The 16848-nt window shown below is 63.9% G+C and carries 16 protein-coding genes; 11 read left to right on the forward strand and 5 right to left on the reverse strand.

Translation table 11 applies throughout. The features are described from left to right. The first annotated feature begins 35 nt into the window (after positions 1-35). From M5C56_RS01705 to M5C56_RS01725, 5 genes are all read left to right on the forward strand, one after another. Entirely contained in the window at positions 36-1391 is a 1356-nt protein-coding gene (locus M5C56_RS01705) for an FAD/NAD(P)-binding oxidoreductase (RefSeq protein WP_103497840.1), read from the forward strand. After that, a complete protein-coding gene (locus M5C56_RS01710) occupies positions 1388-2503 on the forward strand; it encodes an FAD-dependent oxidoreductase (RefSeq protein ID WP_103497839.1) in 1116 nt (371 codons plus the stop codon). Before M5C56_RS01705 ends, M5C56_RS01710 begins: the two co-directional genes overlap by 4 nt. Positions 2504-2536: 33 nt before the next feature. Beyond that, complete coding sequence (locus M5C56_RS01715) at positions 2537-3589, forward strand: ABC transporter substrate-binding protein (protein ID WP_103497838.1); 1053 nt, start codon at positions 2537-2539, stop codon at positions 3587-3589. 316 nt (positions 3590-3905) lie between these two features. Further along, entirely contained in the window at positions 3906-5051 is a 1146-nt protein-coding gene (zapE, locus tag M5C56_RS01720; protein ID WP_103497836.1) for a cell division protein ZapE, read from the forward strand. Between the two features lie 88 nt (positions 5052-5139). After that, positions 5140-6450, forward strand: coding sequence for a leucine-rich repeat-containing protein kinase family protein (locus M5C56_RS01725; RefSeq protein WP_103497835.1), 1311 nt, complete (start codon positions 5140-5142; stop codon positions 6448-6450). 44 nt (positions 6451-6494) lie between these two features. Here M5C56_RS01725 and M5C56_RS01730 read toward each other — a convergent pair whose 3' ends face one another. Continuing rightward, positions 6495-7199, reverse strand: coding sequence for a YebC/PmpR family DNA-binding transcriptional regulator (locus M5C56_RS01730; RefSeq protein ID WP_100942741.1), 705 nt, complete (start codon positions 7197-7199; stop codon positions 6495-6497). A gap of 214 nt (positions 7200-7413) precedes the next feature. Here M5C56_RS01730 and tssI point away from each other — a divergent pair, with 214 nt between their 5' ends. Then, the gene (gene tssI / locus M5C56_RS01735) at positions 7414-9246 is read left to right on the forward strand and encodes a type VI secretion system tip protein TssI/VgrG (RefSeq protein ID WP_103497834.1); all 1833 of its coding nucleotides are present in this window, start codon (positions 7414-7416) and stop codon (positions 9244-9246) included. Here the strand turns inward: tssI and M5C56_RS01740 are convergent. Continuing rightward, the gene (locus tag M5C56_RS01740; protein WP_103497833.1) at positions 9192-10076 is read right to left on the reverse strand and encodes a LysR substrate-binding domain-containing protein; all 885 of its coding nucleotides are present in this window, start codon (positions 10074-10076) and stop codon (positions 9192-9194) included. The two genes, tssI and M5C56_RS01740, sit on opposite strands and share 55 nt — an antisense overlap. 113 nt (positions 10077-10189) lie before the next feature. On the opposite strand from M5C56_RS01740, the gene M5C56_RS01745 reads away from it, so the two are divergent. Beyond that, positions 10190-11299 (forward strand): 2-aminoethylphosphonate--pyruvate transaminase, encoded by a 1110-nt coding sequence (locus tag M5C56_RS01745; protein ID WP_103497832.1) that lies wholly within the window; start codon positions 10190-10192, stop codon positions 11297-11299. Positions 11300-11454: 155 nt separating this feature from the next. After that, positions 11455-12282, forward strand: a complete 828-nt coding sequence (phnX, locus tag M5C56_RS01750) for a phosphonoacetaldehyde hydrolase (protein ID WP_103497830.1) — start codon at positions 11455-11457, stop codon at positions 12280-12282. Between the two features lie 9 nt (positions 12283-12291). Here the strand turns inward: phnX and M5C56_RS01755 are convergent, their stop codons facing one another. Then, complete coding sequence (locus M5C56_RS01755) at positions 12292-13395, reverse strand: DUF2855 family protein (RefSeq protein ID WP_103497829.1); 1104 nt, start codon at positions 13393-13395, stop codon at positions 12292-12294. Between the two features lie 53 nt (positions 13396-13448). Here M5C56_RS01755 and M5C56_RS01760 point away from each other — a divergent pair, with 53 nt between their 5' ends. Next, the gene (locus M5C56_RS01760; RefSeq protein WP_103497827.1) at positions 13449-14111 is read left to right on the forward strand and encodes a TetR/AcrR family transcriptional regulator; all 663 of its coding nucleotides are present in this window, start codon (positions 13449-13451) and stop codon (positions 14109-14111) included. Here M5C56_RS01760 and M5C56_RS01765 read toward each other — a convergent pair. Next, on the reverse strand, positions 14108-14668 hold the full coding sequence (locus M5C56_RS01765; RefSeq protein ID WP_103497826.1) for an NADPH-dependent FMN reductase: 561 nt from the start codon (positions 14666-14668) through the stop codon (positions 14108-14110). The genes M5C56_RS01760 and M5C56_RS01765 overlap by 4 nt on opposite strands. Before the next feature lie 217 nt (positions 14669-14885). Here M5C56_RS01765 and M5C56_RS01770 point away from each other — a divergent pair, with 217 nt between their 5' ends. Both M5C56_RS01770 and M5C56_RS01775 read left to right on the forward strand, forming a co-directional pair. Further along, positions 14886-15122, forward strand: coding sequence for a hypothetical protein (locus M5C56_RS01770; protein WP_103497825.1), 237 nt, complete (start codon positions 14886-14888; stop codon positions 15120-15122). 99 nt (positions 15123-15221) lie between these two features. Then, positions 15222-16112, forward strand: a complete 891-nt coding sequence (locus M5C56_RS01775; protein ID WP_103497823.1) for a LysR substrate-binding domain-containing protein — start codon at positions 15222-15224, stop codon at positions 16110-16112. A 12-nt stretch (positions 16113-16124) separates the two neighbouring features. Here M5C56_RS01775 and M5C56_RS01780 read toward each other — a convergent pair whose 3' ends face one another. Further along, positions 16125-16697 (reverse strand): GNAT family N-acetyltransferase, encoded by a 573-nt coding sequence (locus M5C56_RS01780; protein WP_100942751.1) that lies wholly within the window; start codon positions 16695-16697, stop codon positions 16125-16127. Positions 16698-16848 lie beyond the last annotated feature (151 nt).

Here is a 16848-nt window from a genome sequence, read left to right on the forward strand (position 1 = left end):
CCGTGGCATTTTTTCCAGAAGACGGCGGGTCGAGCATGTCTGAGATAGTGATCGTCGGTGCCGGACCGGCCGGTATCCGCGCCGCACAAACCCTGGTTGCCCATGGCCTGCGCCCCTGCCTGCTGGATGAAGCCGCACGCGGCGGCGGGCAGATCTATCGCCGTCAACCGGAGAACTTCCGCCGTTCTCCGGTGAAACTCTATGGGTTCGAAGCCCGCAAGGCGGTAGCGATTCACCAGACCCTGGACCGTCTGCGCGAACAACTCGACTACCGGCCCGACACACTGGTGTGGAATGCCGAAGACGGCGCCCTCGACACCTTGCAGCAAGGCCGTGCCGGGCGCCTGGACTACACGAAGGTGATCGTCGCCACAGGCGCCACCGACCGGGTGTTGCCGATCCCCGGCTGGACCTTGCCCGGTGCCTACAGTCTCGGTGCCGCGCAGATTGCCCTGAAATACCAGGGCTGTGCCATCGGCCAACGGGTGGTGTTCGCCGGCAGCGGACCGCTGCTGTACCTGGTGGCCTACCAATACGCCAAGGCCGGGGCCAAGGTGGTCGCGGTGCTCGACAGCACGCCGTTCAGCGCCCAGTGCCGCGCCCTGCCCGGTCTGCTCAGGCAGCCGCTGACCCTCGCCAAGGGCCTGTATTACCGCGGTTGGCTGACGGCCCACGGTATTCCGGTACATCAGAACGCCCATCTGCAACAGATTGACGGCGAACAACGCGTGCAGTCGTTGCGCTGGCGCCAGGGCGGCCTCCTGCGCTCGCTTGACTGCGACGCACTGGCCTTCGCCCACGGGCTGCGCAGCGAAACCCAATTGGCCGATCTGCTCGGCTGTCGTTTCGCCTGGAACCCCTTGAACCGCGCCTGGCTGCCGGAGCGCGATAGCGCCGGGCGTAGCAGTGTGGCGGGGGTTTACCTGGCCGGTGATGGCGCTGGAATCATGGGCGCCGATGCGGCGGAAATGGCCGGCGAGCGCGCCGCCCTGGCCCTGCTGGAAGACCTGGGACGCGCCGTCGATCCCCATCGAATAGCGTTTCTGGAGAGCCAACTGCAACGTATCGATGGCTTCCGCCAAGGCTTGGAACAGGCCTTCCCCTTCCCCGAGCGCTGGGCGGCGAACGTCCCTGACACGCTGATGCTGTGCCGCTGCGAGGAAGTCAGCGTCGGCGAGGTGCGTGCGGTGGTCCGCGAAGGCCACTGGGAAATCAATCGGGTCAAGGCCCATTGCCGGGTCGGCATGGGCCGCTGCCAGGGGCGGATCTGCGGCGCGGCGACAGCGGAAATCATTGCCTGTGAAAGCGGCCTGGCCCTGGACAGTATTGGCCGTCTGCGGGCCCAGGCGCCGATCAAGCCGCTGCCGTTCGGCGTGGAGGTCGCACCATGATCGAAGTCGACGTAGTAATTCTCGGCGGCGGCATTGTCGGTGCTTCGGCGGCCCTCGCCTTGAGTCGCCAAGGCCGCAGCGTGGCGTTGCTGGAGCGGGACTTCTGCGGCTCGCATTCCAGCGGCGTGAACTACGGCGGTGTGCGCCGCCAGGGTCGGCCGCTGTCGCAGTTGCCGCTGTCCCAGCGTGCCCACGGGATCTGGGCTCGCCTGCCTGAGTTGATCGGCATCGACGGCGAATACCAGCGCTCGGGGCATCTCAAGCTGGCCCGCAGCCTCGACGACCTGGCCGCCCTGCAAGCCTATGCCGACAGCAGCCAGGGCTTCGGGCTCGATCTGCAAGTGCTTGACCGCGAACAGTTGCACCGACGTTTTCCGTGGGTCGGCCAGGTCGCCGAGGGCGCGTCCTTCTGCCCCGACGACGGTCATGCCAACCCCCGGCTGGTCTCCCCGGCGTTTGCCCGGGCGGCTCGTCTGCTCGGCGCGACGGTGCTGGAACAGAGCGAAGTGACCCAGGTCGAGCACGACGGCCAAGGTTTTCTCCTGCGCACGCAAAAGGGCCTCGAAGTCCGCGCGCCCTGGCTGCTCAATTGCGCCGGCGCCTGGGCCGGCGGACTCGCCGCACAGTTCGGTGAGGCGGTGCCGATGCACTCCGGCCATCCGGCGATGCTGGTGACCGAGCCCTTGCCCCTGGTGATGGACGCCAGCACCGGTGTCGAGGGCGGTGGCATCTATGCCCGCCAGGTCAGTCGCGGCAACTGTGTATTGGGTGGCGGCCAGGGTTTTGCCCTCGACCACGCCCGTGCCCGACCGGGACAAAGCGCCGTGCTGGAGATTCTGCGCCAGGCCGTCGAGCTCTATCCGTTTCTGCAAGGGGCCCAGGCGATCCGCACCTGGAGCGGCACCGAAGGCTACCTGCCCGACCGCCAGCCGGTGATCGGCCCGAGCAGTACCCAACCCGGCCTGCTGCACGCCTTCGGTTTTGCCGGGGCGGGCTTCCAGATCGCTCCGGCGGTGGGTGAAGTCCTCGCCGAACTGGTGTGCCAGGGCCAGTCGTCGACGCCGATAGAAGCTTTTTCCATTACCCGTTTCCACGCCACTCCCGCCGTTTGAGCGGGCCGTCAGAACCCAGAGGAAGATCGCGCCATGAAGAAGACTCAACGCAATGCCCTGATCGGTTTGTCCTGCCTGCCTCTCATGGCCCTGCTGGGCGCCGCGCCGGCCCAGGCCGAGCCCACGCTGTACCTGGGCATGAACGGCGGGACCATGGAACGCTTGTACACCGACGAGGTGCTGCCGCCCTTCGAAAAGGCCAATCACGTCAAGGTAGTCATTGTGCCGGGCACCTCCGCCGACATCCTCGCCAAGGTCCAGGCGAGCAAGGACAATCCGCAGTTGCACGTGATCTTCCTCGATGACGGGATCATGTACCGGGCGATCTCCATGGGCCTGTGCAGCAAGCTCGAAGACAGCCCGACCCTGGCACAGATCCCGGCCAAGGGCCGGATCAAGGACCAGGCCGTGGCGGTCAGCCTGGGGGTGACCGGGCTGGCCTACAACACGCGGCTGTTCAAGGCCAAAGGCTGGGCCGCGCCGACCTCGTGGATGGACATGGCGGACAGCAAGTACAAGGACAAGCTGGTGTTCCAGTCGATGTCGTCCTCGACCTTCGGCCTGCACGGTTTCCTGATGTTCAACCGGCTCCAGGGCGGCAGCGAGACCAATGTCGAACCGGGTTTCAAGGCCTGGCCGAACAGCGTAGGGCGTAATGTGCTGGAGTACATCCCGAGTTCGGCCAAGCTTTCGGAGATGGTCCAGACCGATGAAGCGGCACTGTTCCCGCTGACCCCGACCCAGGTTACCGCGCTCAAGCTCAAGGGCATCCCGGTGGAGTACGCGCAACCCAAGGAAGGCGCGGTGGTGCTGAACGTCGCCGAATGTGCGATCGCCAACAACACTGAGCCGGCGTTGGCGCAGAAACTCGCCGAGTTCCTCCTGACTCCCGAGGCCCAGGCGGCGGCGCTGGAAGATGGCGACCAGATCCCGTCCAACCCCAACACCCCGACCACCGACAAGACCCGCGGCCAGGTCGAGGCCATGAAAAAATACCTGGACACCGCGGTGGCCATCGACTGGGATCAGGTCAACCTGCTGCGGCCTGAGTGGAACGCGCGCTGGAACCGCAGTATCGAGCGCTAGACCCCCCCTTCAAAAACCCACATCCAGAATCACGTTGTCGGTGCAGGTCCCTGCCGACGGCGTGCTCTGGTCGGTGTAGACCCTCGAGCAACCCTTGGTGCCAGCCACCACAAATGCATCGTCGATGCACAAGGGACAATACCAAAACAATAGAGCCTTCCAAGGCATCATTCCTGTTGGATAGTGGTTGCCTTGATTGAAGCGTCACGGTAAAACTTGAAACTGGTTAAAGATTAATCGATATGCCTTCACGCCTTTTCTGATCTATCTGACGAATGAACTCGCTCCGGACCTTCATGCAAGGGGATTCTCTCCGTTGGCTGCTCTGCCCCCCCATCGCCCTGGCGTGAAATCCCGTTGGCCAGCCTTGCGCCGCTTTTTCGGCAAGGCTTTCGCCGGCAAGGGCAGCGCCGCACCGCTGTCCCACGACGTGCACGAGTATTTCCGACGCAAGGCCAACCACCAGGGCTACACCCTGAGCCTGAGCCAGCAGCGGGTCATCGAACGCATGGCACAGCAGGCCAGCGCGCTGCTGTACAGCGCGCACCAGGGCCGCCAACGCAGCCTGTACCTGCACGGCGCGGTCGGACGTGGCAAGAGCTGGTTGCTGGACGGCTTTTTCCAGGCCGTGCCGATTGCCGAGAAACAGCGGGTGCACTTCCACGACTTCTTTACCCACCTGCACCAGGGCATGTTCCTCCACCGGGAAACCCCCGATGCCCTGGGCCGGACCCTCGATGAGCTGCTCAAAGACTGCCGGCTGCTGTGCTTCGACGAGTTCCATGTCCATGACATCGGCGATGCCATGCTCATCAATCGGCTGTTCAAGGCGCTGTTCCAACGTGGCGTGCTGCTGTTGGTGACCTCCAACTACCCGCCCGAAGGCCTGTTGCCCAACCCGCTCTATCACGCCCGCTTCAAGCCGGTAATCGACCTGATCAACGCCCGCATGGAGGTCATGGAGGTCGGCGGCCCCCATGACTACCGCAGCCAACCACGCAGCCATAGCCAACAGCAATTCACCCAGGGCCAGTACGTCTGGCCGGGCACTGCGGAACAACGCCAGGCCTTGCTATTGCCGCAGCGCCAGGCTCCGGCCTTTGCCCTGCAGGTCGGCGCCCGGCAACTGAAGGCGCGTCTGTGTAGCGAGCGCACCGTGCGTTTCGAGTTCACCGACCTCTGCGACCAGCCCACCGCCGTGATGGACTACCTGGAACTGTGCCGACGCTTCGACACCTGGATCGTCGATGAACTGCCCAGCCTGGAAGACTGTTCGATCGCGGCCCAGCAGCGTTTTATCAACCTGATCGACGTGCTGTACGACCAGGACAAACGCCTGCTGCTGATCGGCGAACGGCCGCTGCGCGACAGCCTGGGCGGTAATGCCATCGACCTGGCACGGACCCGCAGCCGCCTGGGGCAACTGGTCGAAGTCGGACCCGAGTCCCTCAACCAGGGCTGACACCCACTCATCACAGCGCCGTTGCTGAACAACATTGCTATCATGGCGATCTTTTTTTGATGATCGCGACGAGTACTCACGCCCGCTTATGGATACCCTTGCCCAATTGCGCGCCGGTCAACTGACCGGTATCAAGCGACTCGACCTGTCCTGCGGGCTGACCGAGTTCCCCCGGGAGATTTTCCAGCTGGCCGACTCCCTGGAAATCCTCAATCTGAGCGGCAATGCCCTGAGCAGCCTGCCGGACGACTTGTACCGGCTGCCACACCTGCGCATCCTGTTCTGCTCGGACAACCAGTTCACCGAGTTGCCGGTGTGCCTGGGCCAGTGCGCCAGACTGAGCATGGTCGCCTTCAAGGCCAACCGCATCGAGCAAGTGCCGGCCGCCGCCCTGCCGCCCCAGCTGCGCTGGCTGATCCTGACCGACAACCGCATCACCGAGCTACCGGAAGAACTCGGCCGCCGGCCCCTGCTGCAGAAACTCATGCTGGCAGGCAATCGCCTGCGCACCCTGCCCGCCAGCCTGGCGGACTGTCACCGGCTGGAGCTGATCCGCATCGCCGCCAACCAGCTGGACGAGTTGCCCGAGTGGCTGCTGACCCTGCCGGGCCTGGCCTGGATCGCCTATGCCGGTAACCCGAAGCTTGATCACACCGGTGAGGTGCTGGTCGGCGACACCACCCCGAGCATCGACTGGAGCCAGCTGCAACTGGCGCAACGCTTGGGCGAAGGCGCCTCGGGGGTGATCAGCCAGGCACGCTGGAGCCGTCCAGAGGCGCCGGCCTTGCCGGTGGCGGTCAAGCTGTACAAGGGCAGCATGACCAGCGACGGTTCGCCCTTGAATGAAATGAATGCCTGCATCGCGGCGGGCCTGCATCCGAACCTGATCAAGGTCGAAGGGCGCATCGGCGGTCACCCCGATGCCCAGGCCGGCCTGGTGATGGAACTGATCGATCCGCAGTTCGCCAATCTTGCGGCACTGCCGAGCCTCGATTCGTGCAGCCGTGATGTGTACCGGGACGAGACCCGCTTCAGCCCGGAACAAGCCTTGCGCATGGCCCGCGGGATCGCCTCGGTGGGCGCGCATCTGCATCGCCTGGGGCTCTGCCATGGCGACCTGTACGCACACAATATTCTCTACAACGAGGCCGGGGATTGCCTGCTCGGGGATTTTGGCGCCGCGTCGTTCCATGCACCGACCGACAGCCTGGAAACCCGCGCGCTGCAACGGATCGAGGTGCGTGCGTTCGGGATTCTGCTCGGCGAACTGCTGGAACGGATCGACGGGGCGATGGAGCCGCGCGTGCTTGAATCGCTCAAGGACCTGCAGTTGCGCTGCATCCAGCCGGATGTGCTGGCGCGACCGGGGTTCGAGGCGATCTGCGCAACCCTGGCATAACTGCCGGGCATCAGCCCCCCTTGTGACAAGGGGGGCTTGGCGGATCAGCCCGCCAGGCCGACAAACATGTCTTGCACGTCGTCGTGGTTGTCCAGGCCTTCGAGGAAAGCCTCGACTTCGGCCATCTGCTCGTCGCTCAGGCCGCTGACCGGGTTCTTCGCCTGGTAACCCAGCTTGGCCGACAACACGGTGAAACCTTGCTCCGGCAGGGCTTTCTGCACCGCGTCGAGATCGGTCGGTTCGGTGAGGAACAGGGTCGCGCCCTCTTCGCCCGGCTCGAAATCCTGGGCACCGGCTTCGATCGCCGCCATTTCCGGGTCGGCATCCGGGCTATCCGGGGACGCCTCGATCAGGCCGACATGGTTGAAGTCCCAGGACACCGAGCCCGACGCGCCCAACTGGCCCTTGCGGAACGCCACGCGGATTTCCGCCACGGTACGGTTGATGTTGTCGGTGACGCATTCAACGATCAGCGGCACCTGGTGCGGGGCGAAGCCTTCGTAGGTCACGCGGTGATACTGCACGGTTTCGCCCAACTGGCCCGAGCCTTTCTTGATGGCGCGTTCCAGGGTCTCGCGAGGCATCGAGGCCTTTTTCGCCTGTTCGACCACCAGCCGCAGGTGTGCGTTGGTGGAGACATCCGCACCGTTGCGCGCGGCGATGGTGATTTCCTTGACCAGCTTGCCAAAAATCTTGCCCTTGGCGTTGGCCGCCGCTTCTTTGTGTTTAACCTTCCACTGTGCGCCCATTACTCACTCTCTCGATCAGAGGCGTCGTGACATTTATTGGCCGACGCTTTGCCGCCCAGTTTATACGGCCAGTCCCCGCCAATCGACCAAAACCTGACGAAGATTACGACTCTACCCTGATGTTCGTAGGCAATTTCCCAAACATCGTTTTGCGGTGTCCAGGCGCCCACGGCTTTTCGTACCCTCTGCCACAAATCCGTGGAGAAGAGACGAAATGCCTCAGGACAAGGAACGACAGATCTCACTGACCATCGGCCTGCTCCCTGACCCCTTGCCGGTCATCCGCTTCAAGGGCCGCGAGGCCTTGAACGAACCCTTCCGCTTCGAAATGGAACTGCTGGGCGACACCGCCCTGGACCTGGAACCCCTGCTGCATCGTCCGGCCCTGTTGAGCCTGGGCCGCGGGCAGGCCAGCTGGCATGGGATCATTGAGGAGATCAGCAGTCGCTACCTGGAGCCACGGCTCTGTCATTACCAGGTGGTGCTGGTGCCGCGCCTGCAAGCCCTGGCACGTTGCCAACGACGTCGGGCCTTCTGCGATCTGAGCGTACCGGCGATTCTCCTGCGACTGCTTGAAGCCCACGACCTGGAGGCCGCCGATTACCGCTTCGAGCTTGAGCGTGGCCTGTACCCACGCCGGGCCCTGTGCCTGCAACAGGATGAAAACGACCTGCAGTTGCTGAACCGGCTCTGCGAGGAAGAAGGCATCCACTATCACTTCGAACAGGCGTCGCACCGACATGTCCTGGTGTTCGCCGAAGACCCGCAAAGCTTTCCCGAACGAGCCGGCGTGGTGCCTTGTCACGACAGTGCCGCGGGACTGGAACAGCCCTTTATCAGCCAACTCTACGAGCGTCACCAGATGCTCGCCAGCCATGACAGCCGACTGCCCGGGCATGCTCCCGCCTGGCCGCCGGAAGCACCCGACGACGGCGCCGCCAACCAGGCCAACGCCTATGGCCTGCACACCGCCCCCCCCACACCGCGCCAGCGCCACGAACAGCAACGCAGCCAGCGCAGCCTCGAACGGTTGCGTTGCGAACAACGCCAGATCCAGGGCTACAGCAACCTGGACAGCCTGCGCAGCGGCGAAGTCCGGCGGATCGGCGGCCATCCACGACAGGCGCTCAACGATCAATGGCTGATCACCGAGGTGCAGCATCTGGGCGAACAGTGCCTGGATCGATACCCCGTCGACGCCTTCAGTGTCGAGGCGGACGACGGCCTGCATGACGAGTGTTTCAGCGACGGCTACAGCAATCACTTCAGGGCCATCCCCTGGGCCACGCCGTTTCGCCCCTCCTTACGGGAAAAACGCCCGGCGGCGCAGGGTTATCAGATCGGCACGCTACTGGGTGCGCATGCCGGCACCGCCCGGCCGGATGCCCAGGGGCGCCTGCGGGTACAGTTGTCGAACAGCGTCCAGCCCGCGGACTGCGCACCGGGCTGCTGGGCCTCGCCCGGCGTCGCGCAAAGCCAGGCCCCCCGGGTTGGCAGCCAGGTGCTGATCGACTTTGTCGAGAACGAGGCGGAGCAACCGGTGATCTGTGGTTTTCTCACCGATCGGGACCTGTACGCCGCCATTGACCCGCCGCCCCTGGCCGACCGGCCGCCTGGCGGCGCCGCGCCGTGGGAGGGACAGGAGAGCGGCGGCGCACCGGATGATGACCCCGGGGAGTTCTATCTGTATGAGCAACCCCATGAACCGCCGACAACCACCGCCCGTTGCCTGGGCGAAAACATCTGGTACGTCGTGCGAATGCCCCGGCCCGGACTCAAGGAACTGGCGCGCCTGAGCCGTGATGACATCCTTCTGGAAGGCCGCAGTGACAGCCGTGGCGCGGCCTTGCTGAGCCCCGCCGACAGACGGCGACTGGCCCTGGAGTTGGCCGCCACGCCGGAACAGCTGTGGTTGCTCTACCCAGGACAATGCGTGGCCCTGCACGCCTACATCCAGCAGCACTGGAGCCAGCGCCAGCGCCAGGCCTTTCTTCAGGACGGGCTGAATGCCCCCGGCGTTTGCGGCACCAGCCCAAGGAATGCCTGAATCAGCCGCAGTTCCTTGCGGCGCTCCAGGCAACCGATCTGGTGCCGGTTGCCCAGCCCCTCACCGCTGATCGGCAGCGCCCGTACCCGGGGGTCGGGACTGACTTCCAACGACGAGACGATACCCACCCCCAGCTCCGCGGCCACCGCTTCGGTCACCGCCTCGCGGCTGTCCAGTTCCAGCAGCACCCGTGGACTCACGGCGGCCAGGGCACAGGCCTGATCGAAGGTGCGCCGGGTGATCGAGCTCGGCTCGCGCAGCACCATGATCACCTGGTCCAGTTGCTCCAGGGCAATGCCCTGTGGTTCGGCCAACCACGGATGCCCCTGGGGCACCAGCGCACAGATCCGCGACTCGCTCAGGGGTTGCAGGTACAGGCCCTTGCGCGGCTCCACCTCGGTCAGCACCGCCACATCGGCATGCTCGGACAACAGCGCCGCCAGGGTTTCCTGGGCATTGCCGAGCCTCAGGTTGACGGTGATCCCCGGGTATCGCGCCCGCAGCCGCGCAAGCATCGGCATGACCATATGGGGCCCGTCCGCGGCAATCTCCAGGCGTCCGGTCAGCAGTTGTCGATTGGCTTCGAGCATCGCCTGGGCTTCCTCCACCAGACCGAACATGGCCCGGGTGATCGCCGCCAGCCGGGTGCCCTCGGCGGTCAGTTCCACCCGTCGCGCCGTGCGCCTGAGCAAGGTGATCTGGTAGTGCTCTTCCAGGGCCTTGATATGTCCGGTCACCGCCGGCTGGCTGATGAACAACCGGGCCGCGGCACGGGTAAAACTGCCCTCGCGGGCCACGGCATCGAATGCGCGCAGTTGGAACAGGTTCATAGCTATCGGCCTCACTGATAGCTCGCATAACAACAAACAATTTGATTGATGACAAGCCAAACGGCAATTTATGCCCTGTATCCCGTCAACGATCCCCGCCGCGAGAAACCCGCATGCGTACTGCCGCTCCCATCCTGCTCACCCCGGGCCCCCTGACCACTTCGGCCCGCACTCGCCAGGCGATGAGCCAGGACTGGGGCTCCTGGGATGAAGGCTTCAACCAGCTGACCGCGAGCCTGTGCGAGCAACTACTGGCAATCGTCAAGGGTGCCGACAGCCATCACTGCGTACCCTTGCAAGGCAGCGGCACCTTTGCCGTGGAGGCGGCCATCGGTACCCTGGTGCCACGGGACGGCAAAGTGCTGGTGCTGATCAACGGTGCCTACGGCCAGCGCCTGGCGAAGATCTGCGCAGTGCTGGGCCGTTCGTTCAGCACCTTCGAAACCGCCGAAGACCAACCGACCACCGCCGTTGATGTCGAGCACCTGCTGCTCGCCGACCCGACCGTCAGCCATGTCGCGCTGATCCACTGCGAAACCAGCACCGGCATTCTCAACCCGCTGGCGGAGATCGCCGAGGTGGTCGCGCGCCACGGCAAACGCCTGATCATCGACGCCATGAGCTCGTTCGGCGCCTTGCCCATCGACGCCCGCCAGGTGCCGTTCGATGCGCTGATCGCCGCTTCCGGCAAATGCCTGGAAGGCGTGCCCGGGATGGGTTTTGTGTTTGCCCGCAAGGAAGCGTTGGCCGCGGCCGCCGGCAACTCCCATTCGCTGGCGATGGATCTGCACGATCAGCACGCCTATATGGCCAAGACCGGCCAATGGCGTTTCACCCCGCCGACCCATGTGGTCGCGGCGCTGCACGAGGCACTGTTGCAATACCACGAGGAAGGTGGCCTGCCCACCCGCCTCGGGCGTTATGCCGACAACTGCCAGGTGCTGCTGGAAGAAATGGCCAGGCTCGGCTTGCGCAGTTTCCTGCCGGCGGCGATCCAGGCGCCGATCATCGTGACCTTCCATGCGCCGAAAGATCCGCGCTACCAGTTCAAGGCGTTCTACGAACGGGTCAAGGCCAAGGGTTTCATTCTTTATCCGGGCAAGCTGACCCGGGTCGAGACGTTTCGCGTGGGCTGTATCGGCCAGGTCGGGCGCGGCGATATGCAGGCGGCGGTTGCCGCTATCGCCGAGGTCCTGCGGGAAATGGAAGTGCTGGATATCTAGAGCCCAAGACTGAACACGCCCCCTGTAGGAGCCGGCTTGCTGGCGATAGCGTTTTTCCAGGCGACAACGATGGCGACGATCAGATCGCATCGCCAGCAAGCCGGCTCCTACAGGTTTGTATTCCAACTCTTTTATTGTATTCAAGGCTGATCGACATGAACTACCGCAACCCCACCCAACTGCAAGCCGCGATCCTCGACTGGGCCGGCACCGTCGTCGATTTCGGTTCGTTCGCCCCGACCCAGATCTTTGTCGAGGCCTTCGCCGAGTTCGACGTGCAAGTCTCCATCGAAGAAGCCCGCGGCCCCATGGGCATGGGCAAATGGGACCATATCCGCACGCTGTGCGACCAACCGGCGATCACCGAACGCTACCGCCAAGCCTTCGGCCGCGCCCCGAGCGATGAAGACGTCACCGCCATCTACCAGCGCTTCATGCCCCTGCAGATCGAGAAGATCGCCGAACACTCGGCGCTGATTCCAGGAGCCCTGGAGACCATCGCCACACTGCGCCAGCAAGGCCTGAAGATCGGTTCGTGCTCGGGTTATCCGGCCCGGGTCATGGAAAAGGTCGTGGCCCTGGCCGCTGGCAACGGTTATGTTGCCGACCATGTAGTGGCCACCGACGAGGTGCCGAACGGTCGCCCCTGGCCGGCCCAGGCCCTGGCCAACGTGATCGCGCTGGGCATCGACGATGTCGCCGCCTGCGTCAAGGTCGACGACACCGTACCGGGAATCCTCGAAGGCCGTCGAGCCGGCATGTGGACCGTCGCCCTGGTATGTTCGGGCAACGCGCTGGGGCTGACCTACGAGCAGTACCGCGACCTCGACCGGGCGACCCTGGACGCCGAACGCCAACGTATCCACGAACTGTTCGCCGGCTCCCGGCCGCATTACCTGATCGACACCCTCAACGATCTGCCGCAGGTAATCGACGATATCAACAAGCGTCTGGCGAAGGGTGAAATGCCCCAGGGCAACTGATGCAGGGCTTCAGAGCTTGATGATATTGCCCTGGGTCGGCGGCACCTGCCCGTGATAGAGGCGTGAGACCAACTGTCGGGCGGCCTCGTAGCCTTCATCGACGACCACCTCCAGCAGCGGCGCCGGCCCTTCGCTCACCGTCTGATAGAACCGCTGCAGGCCTTCGCCGATATACTGACTGACCCGTTCCGGCCCCCATTCGGCATTGCGCTTGCGGATCTGGATCGGCGCAAAGAAGAACACCGGCTGCGGTCCCTCGATCGCCGTGAGTTGCGCCTCCCCCGTGGTTTGCGCGGAGCCGGCGAAACAGCTGTAGACCAGTTGCCGGCCCAGGCGTTGATGCACCCGGTCACGCAACGCCAGATCACCGGAAAAATCCACATACAGCGTCGGCTGGTCGGTTTCCAGCCGGTCCAGTTCATCGTAGGCCAAGGTCTGCTCATAACAGCCCAGCTCGGCGACAAACGCCCGATTGGCCGAGGACGTCAACGCCACACGGGTCAACTCGGGCCGCCCCTCCAGGCACACCGCCGTACCAAAGGCGGTCTTGCTCGACGCACTGGAAAACACCAGGCGCGTGGCGCCGAAGAACTGGTTGTCCTGAAGGAAGTCGGCGAGCATCGCCGAGGTCAGGAACAACGGCTTGAGCAGGATCTGCAGGTCCTCGGTATCCGGGCTGTAGTAAGGGTCCCAACTGCAACGGGTGTACTGGTTGTAGGCCGAGGTCAGGTCCTTGCGGTGCTCGGCACCGTCATAAAAGCCCCGTTCGGTCACCCGTTCCGGTTTCATCCACAAATGGCTGGCCATCGGAAAGTAACCGTAGAAGCGTTCCCCCACCGCCACCCCATCGACATTCGACAGCAAAACATCGGCAAAGCCCCAGACCGGTATATGCCCCCACTCCGCCTCCGCGGTAGGAAAAAAGCCCCAGTAGTTCATCGAGTCGCCATAGGCGGCGTAGGTGATGTTGTTGGTGGTCAGGGAGCAACGTTCGACCTTGAGGATCGCCTCGCCGGGACCGACCACCAGGGCACGTTCCTGCGTTTCGATCCGGCTCTGGCCGAGGTCGTTCTTGCGGGTGATCAGTCGTGTTACCGTGCTGGCACTTGGCATAATCAGACTCCTCTCTGCGACGATTGCGGGTGGAACCAGCTTAATGGCAGACCATGAAGAACGGGTTCGGAAACGCCGGCAAGCCGGCTGCACATAGCCTCAAGCCCCGCGCCAAGCCGCTCAAGCGGCCCAGTCAGGCCCGGGCGATATTCACCGTCGAGGCCATTTACGAAGCCTTTGTTCGGATTTGGCAGCACAACGGCTGGTCCGCCCTGACCACCCGCGCGGTCGCCCTGGAAGCCGGGGTGGCCATCGGTACGCTGTACGATTATTTCCCGAGCAAGGCCGCGCTGCTGTCCGGTTATGTGCGCCATAGCGTCGAGCGCTTGCTGTGTCAGCTCGATGACCAGGTGATCCGTGCCGAGGGCCTGGACTGGCAGGCACGGGTCGAGCGTCTGGTACAGCTCAGCGGTCATCCGGCAAGCTCCGAGCAGCCGCTGTTCGACTACCCGCTGCTGATGCTCGAACATGAGATCGCGGAGCCCAAGCACCATCAACGGGTATTCCAGGAACTGTCGCAGAAATGGCGGGAGGCCTTCGACGCCTGCACGGACCTCGCCTCCAGACCTTCGGACCAGGCCATCGATGCCTGGCTGGTGCTGGTCTGGGGCGGGCGGCGTTACTGCATCACCGCGCAATTGTCCGCGACACAGGTGGAGGCTTGGCTGCGGGAAACCCAGGGGCTGATCCATCAGCGCCTGGCAAATCCCCTCTAGATCTTCCTGTTGCGCTCGACCCAGTGCCCATAGGCATTGATAAAGCTCTGCAGGAAAGGTTTGACCGTCTCCGACAGGTGGCCCGCCTCGTCGAACGCACTGCCCGCCCCACTCAGATAGGCTTCCGGCTGTTGCATGCACGGTACGTCGAGGAACACCAGGGATTGGCGCAAGTGGTGATTGGCGCCAAAACCGCCAATCGCTCCCGGCGAGGCGCTGATCACCGCCCCCGGCTTGCCGCTCCAGACACTTTTGCCATAGGGCCGCGAGCCAACATCAATGGCGTTTTTCAGGACTCCAGGCACCGAACGGTTGTATTCCGGGGTGACAAACAGCACCGCATCGGTGGCCCGGACCTGTTCGCGAAAGACCTTGTAGGCCGCCGGCGGCGCGTCGGTATCGATATCCTCGCTGTAAAGTGGCAGATCGCCAATCTCGACAATCGTCAGCTTCAGGTTCGCCGGTGCCAGCCCGGCCAGGGCCAGCGCCACCTTGCGATTGATGGATTGTTTTCTCAAGCTGCCAACCAGCACAGCGACCGTGTAGACGTTGCTCATAAGAACTCCCGACTATCTGGGCGAAGGAACAGTAGTTATAGATGATCGGCCGCTATTGTTCCGACGATTTTCTCCCGTCAGTCCACTGCTTTCCCCTTCGATGCCCCGGAGCCTGTAGAGTAGAGCGACTATATTTTCCACCTTGCAAAACTTCCCCCGCCAAACCACGGTCTACTGAGCCGCAAATCGGGTTTTCATTTCCAGAGGTTCTAAACAGATGGCCGCAGTACTCGTCGGACAATTTCATGCCAGGGATGCGGAAGGTCGCGTCTATTCCGTGCATGAATTCCAGGAATCCACGCCTTCAGCCGAAGGCCTGGCCGGCACGGAGCCTGTCACCACCTACAAACTGGCCATTGGCGATCGCGTCAACAAAATCGACCACAACTCATTTCAGCTGGTTCAATCCGGGGTCACGCTCACCCGTGAACCCGAGACCTCGACCGCTTCCTGATCTGGGACAACAGGCGCAACAGCCACCTGAAGTCATGTGCGCAGACTTGAGTTAGGATCAGTCCACTGACCCCCTCCCGGCTGGACACGGACTTCAAGCATGCGTTTACGCCATATCGAAGTAATCCAGGCCCTCCTGCAGACCGGCAACCTCGGCACCGCCGCCGAGTTGCTGCAACTGCCAGCGGCCACCGTCAGCGCGACCCTGCAGGACGCCGAGCAGCAGTTGGGCTTCCTGTTGTTCGCCAGCGTGCGCGGGCGGATGCAGGCGACCCGGGAAACCCGCGAGCTGCAACCCCTGCTCCACCGCCTGTACGCGGAAGTGGAACCGCTGCGGCGACTGGCCGGCAGCCTGCGTCAACATCAGGACCCCGCCCTGCGGGTGGTCTGCACACCGACCCTGGCCCAGCAACTGCTGCCCCAGAGCCTGGCGGCCTTGCGCCGACGCTTTCGCGAAACCCCCTGCACCCTCGCCAGCCAGCACACCCGCGAGATCGTCCGTGAGCTACTGCTCAGGGAGGTCGAACTGGGCCTGAGCCTGCACAATCCCGATCATCCACAGATCCACGCCCAGGCCCTGGCCGAGGGCAAGCTGCAATTGCTGGCGCCCCACGGCTGGCTGCAACCCAAGCAGAAATACATCGCCCTGCAGGAGTTGGCCGGGCAATCGATGGTCGGCCTGGAGGAGCAGGACACCCTCAGCCTGATGCTCGACAGCAAGCTGCAGGCCCTGCGGCCGGCACCCCAGGTACAGACGCGGGTGCAGACCTACCAGATGATGCGCAGCATGGTCGAAGCCGGTGAAGGGTTGGCGATTGTCGACCCGTTCACAGCGGTCGGGGCCAGGGCCGGCGGACTGGATGTCTGCCCGGTGTCGCCGGCCATTGGTGTCACCCTGTACGCCCTGACCCTCAAGGACCGCGAACCGAGCGCCGCCTTGAAGGCCCTGCTGGAAATCGTCGGCGAGAAAGCCACCGCGATGCTGCTCTGAGCCGGCCGCCCGTCAGGGCTGTCCGGCAAACAACAGGTACCAGAAGACCGCCACCTCGGCGGTTTGCGCATCGATTCCGCGATAACGCAGATGATCGATCCCGCCCAGTACATAACCGCAACGTTCGTACAGGCGGCAGGCGCCCAGGTTGTTGTTCTGGGTTTCCAGCATGATCCCCGGCAGGTTCTTCTTGTGGCTCCAGAAGCGCACTACATCCAGCAGCGCCCGGGCCACGCCGTGACGCCGCGCCGAGGCGTCGACCGCCAGCTCATCGACATGGGCAAAACCGTTCCAGTTGGTACTGACCACCACATGGCCGACCGCACGACCGTCCAGGTAGGCCATGAAGATTTCGCTGTCCACCGCCGCGCGATAGCTGGCGAACTCCTCGGGGTCGATGCCATAACACTTGCGATAGGGCGCCACCGGCACCAGTGGCCATTGGTCGACCCGCTTGCCGATTTCAGCCAAGCCATGGGCCTTGACCTGAAAACTGAAATCGCTGCCCCAGATGTACTCGGAGAAACCAGCGTCAGCTACACGGACCGATACCTCGGGATACTTCGGGTTCGTGACTAAATGCATTGGGCCAATCATCCTCAAGCCTTGATGTCACGGTGCACGATCGGGAGGAGAAACGTCGGGGTCCTGTCCGGGGACATCCGGTCCCCGGACAGTGGACCTCGCTGCACCGGTCCCTTCAGCTTAGAAGGTCAATCGCCGCTGCACAAAAGAT

Source organism: Pseudomonas sp. MWU13-2862 (assembly GCF_023242495.1).
GTDB lineage: Bacteria > Pseudomonadota > Gammaproteobacteria > Pseudomonadales > Pseudomonadaceae > Aquipseudomonas > Aquipseudomonas gingeri_D.

Coding starts and splice junctions, on each gene's coding strand:
- M5C56_RS01705 (WP_103497840.1), top strand. CDS start 36: ATGTCTGAGATAGTGATCGTCGGTGCCGGACCGGCCGGTATCCGCGCC.
- M5C56_RS01710 (WP_103497839.1), top strand. CDS start 1,388: ATGATCGAAGTCGACGTAGTAATTCTCGGCGGCGGCATTGTCGGTGCT.
- M5C56_RS01715 (WP_103497838.1), top strand. CDS start 2,537: ATGAAGAAGACTCAACGCAATGCCCTGATCGGTTTGTCCTGCCTGCCT.
- M5C56_RS01725 (WP_103497835.1), top strand. CDS start 5,140: ATGGATACCCTTGCCCAATTGCGCGCCGGTCAACTGACCGGTATCAAG.
- M5C56_RS01730 (WP_100942741.1), bottom strand. CDS start 7,199: ATGGGCGCACAGTGGAAGGTTAAACACAAAGAAGCGGCGGCCAACGCC.
- tssI (WP_103497834.1), top strand. CDS start 7,414: ATGCCTCAGGACAAGGAACGACAGATCTCACTGACCATCGGCCTGCTC.
- M5C56_RS01740 (WP_103497833.1), bottom strand. CDS start 10,076: ATGAACCTGTTCCAACTGCGCGCATTCGATGCCGTGGCCCGCGAGGGC.
- M5C56_RS01745 (WP_103497832.1), top strand. CDS start 10,190: ATGCGTACTGCCGCTCCCATCCTGCTCACCCCGGGCCCCCTGACCACT.
- phnX (WP_103497830.1), top strand. CDS start 11,455: ATGAACTACCGCAACCCCACCCAACTGCAAGCCGCGATCCTCGACTGG.
- M5C56_RS01755 (WP_103497829.1), bottom strand. CDS start 13,395: ATGCCAAGTGCCAGCACGGTAACACGACTGATCACCCGCAAGAACGAC.
- M5C56_RS01760 (WP_103497827.1), top strand. CDS start 13,449: ATGAAGAACGGGTTCGGAAACGCCGGCAAGCCGGCTGCACATAGCCTC.
- M5C56_RS01765 (WP_103497826.1), bottom strand. CDS start 14,668: ATGAGCAACGTCTACACGGTCGCTGTGCTGGTTGGCAGCTTGAGAAAA.
- M5C56_RS01770 (WP_103497825.1), top strand. CDS start 14,886: ATGGCCGCAGTACTCGTCGGACAATTTCATGCCAGGGATGCGGAAGGT.
- M5C56_RS01775 (WP_103497823.1), top strand. CDS start 15,222: ATGCGTTTACGCCATATCGAAGTAATCCAGGCCCTCCTGCAGACCGGC.
- M5C56_RS01780 (WP_100942751.1), bottom strand. CDS start 16,697: ATGCATTTAGTCACGAACCCGAAGTATCCCGAGGTATCGGTCCGTGTA.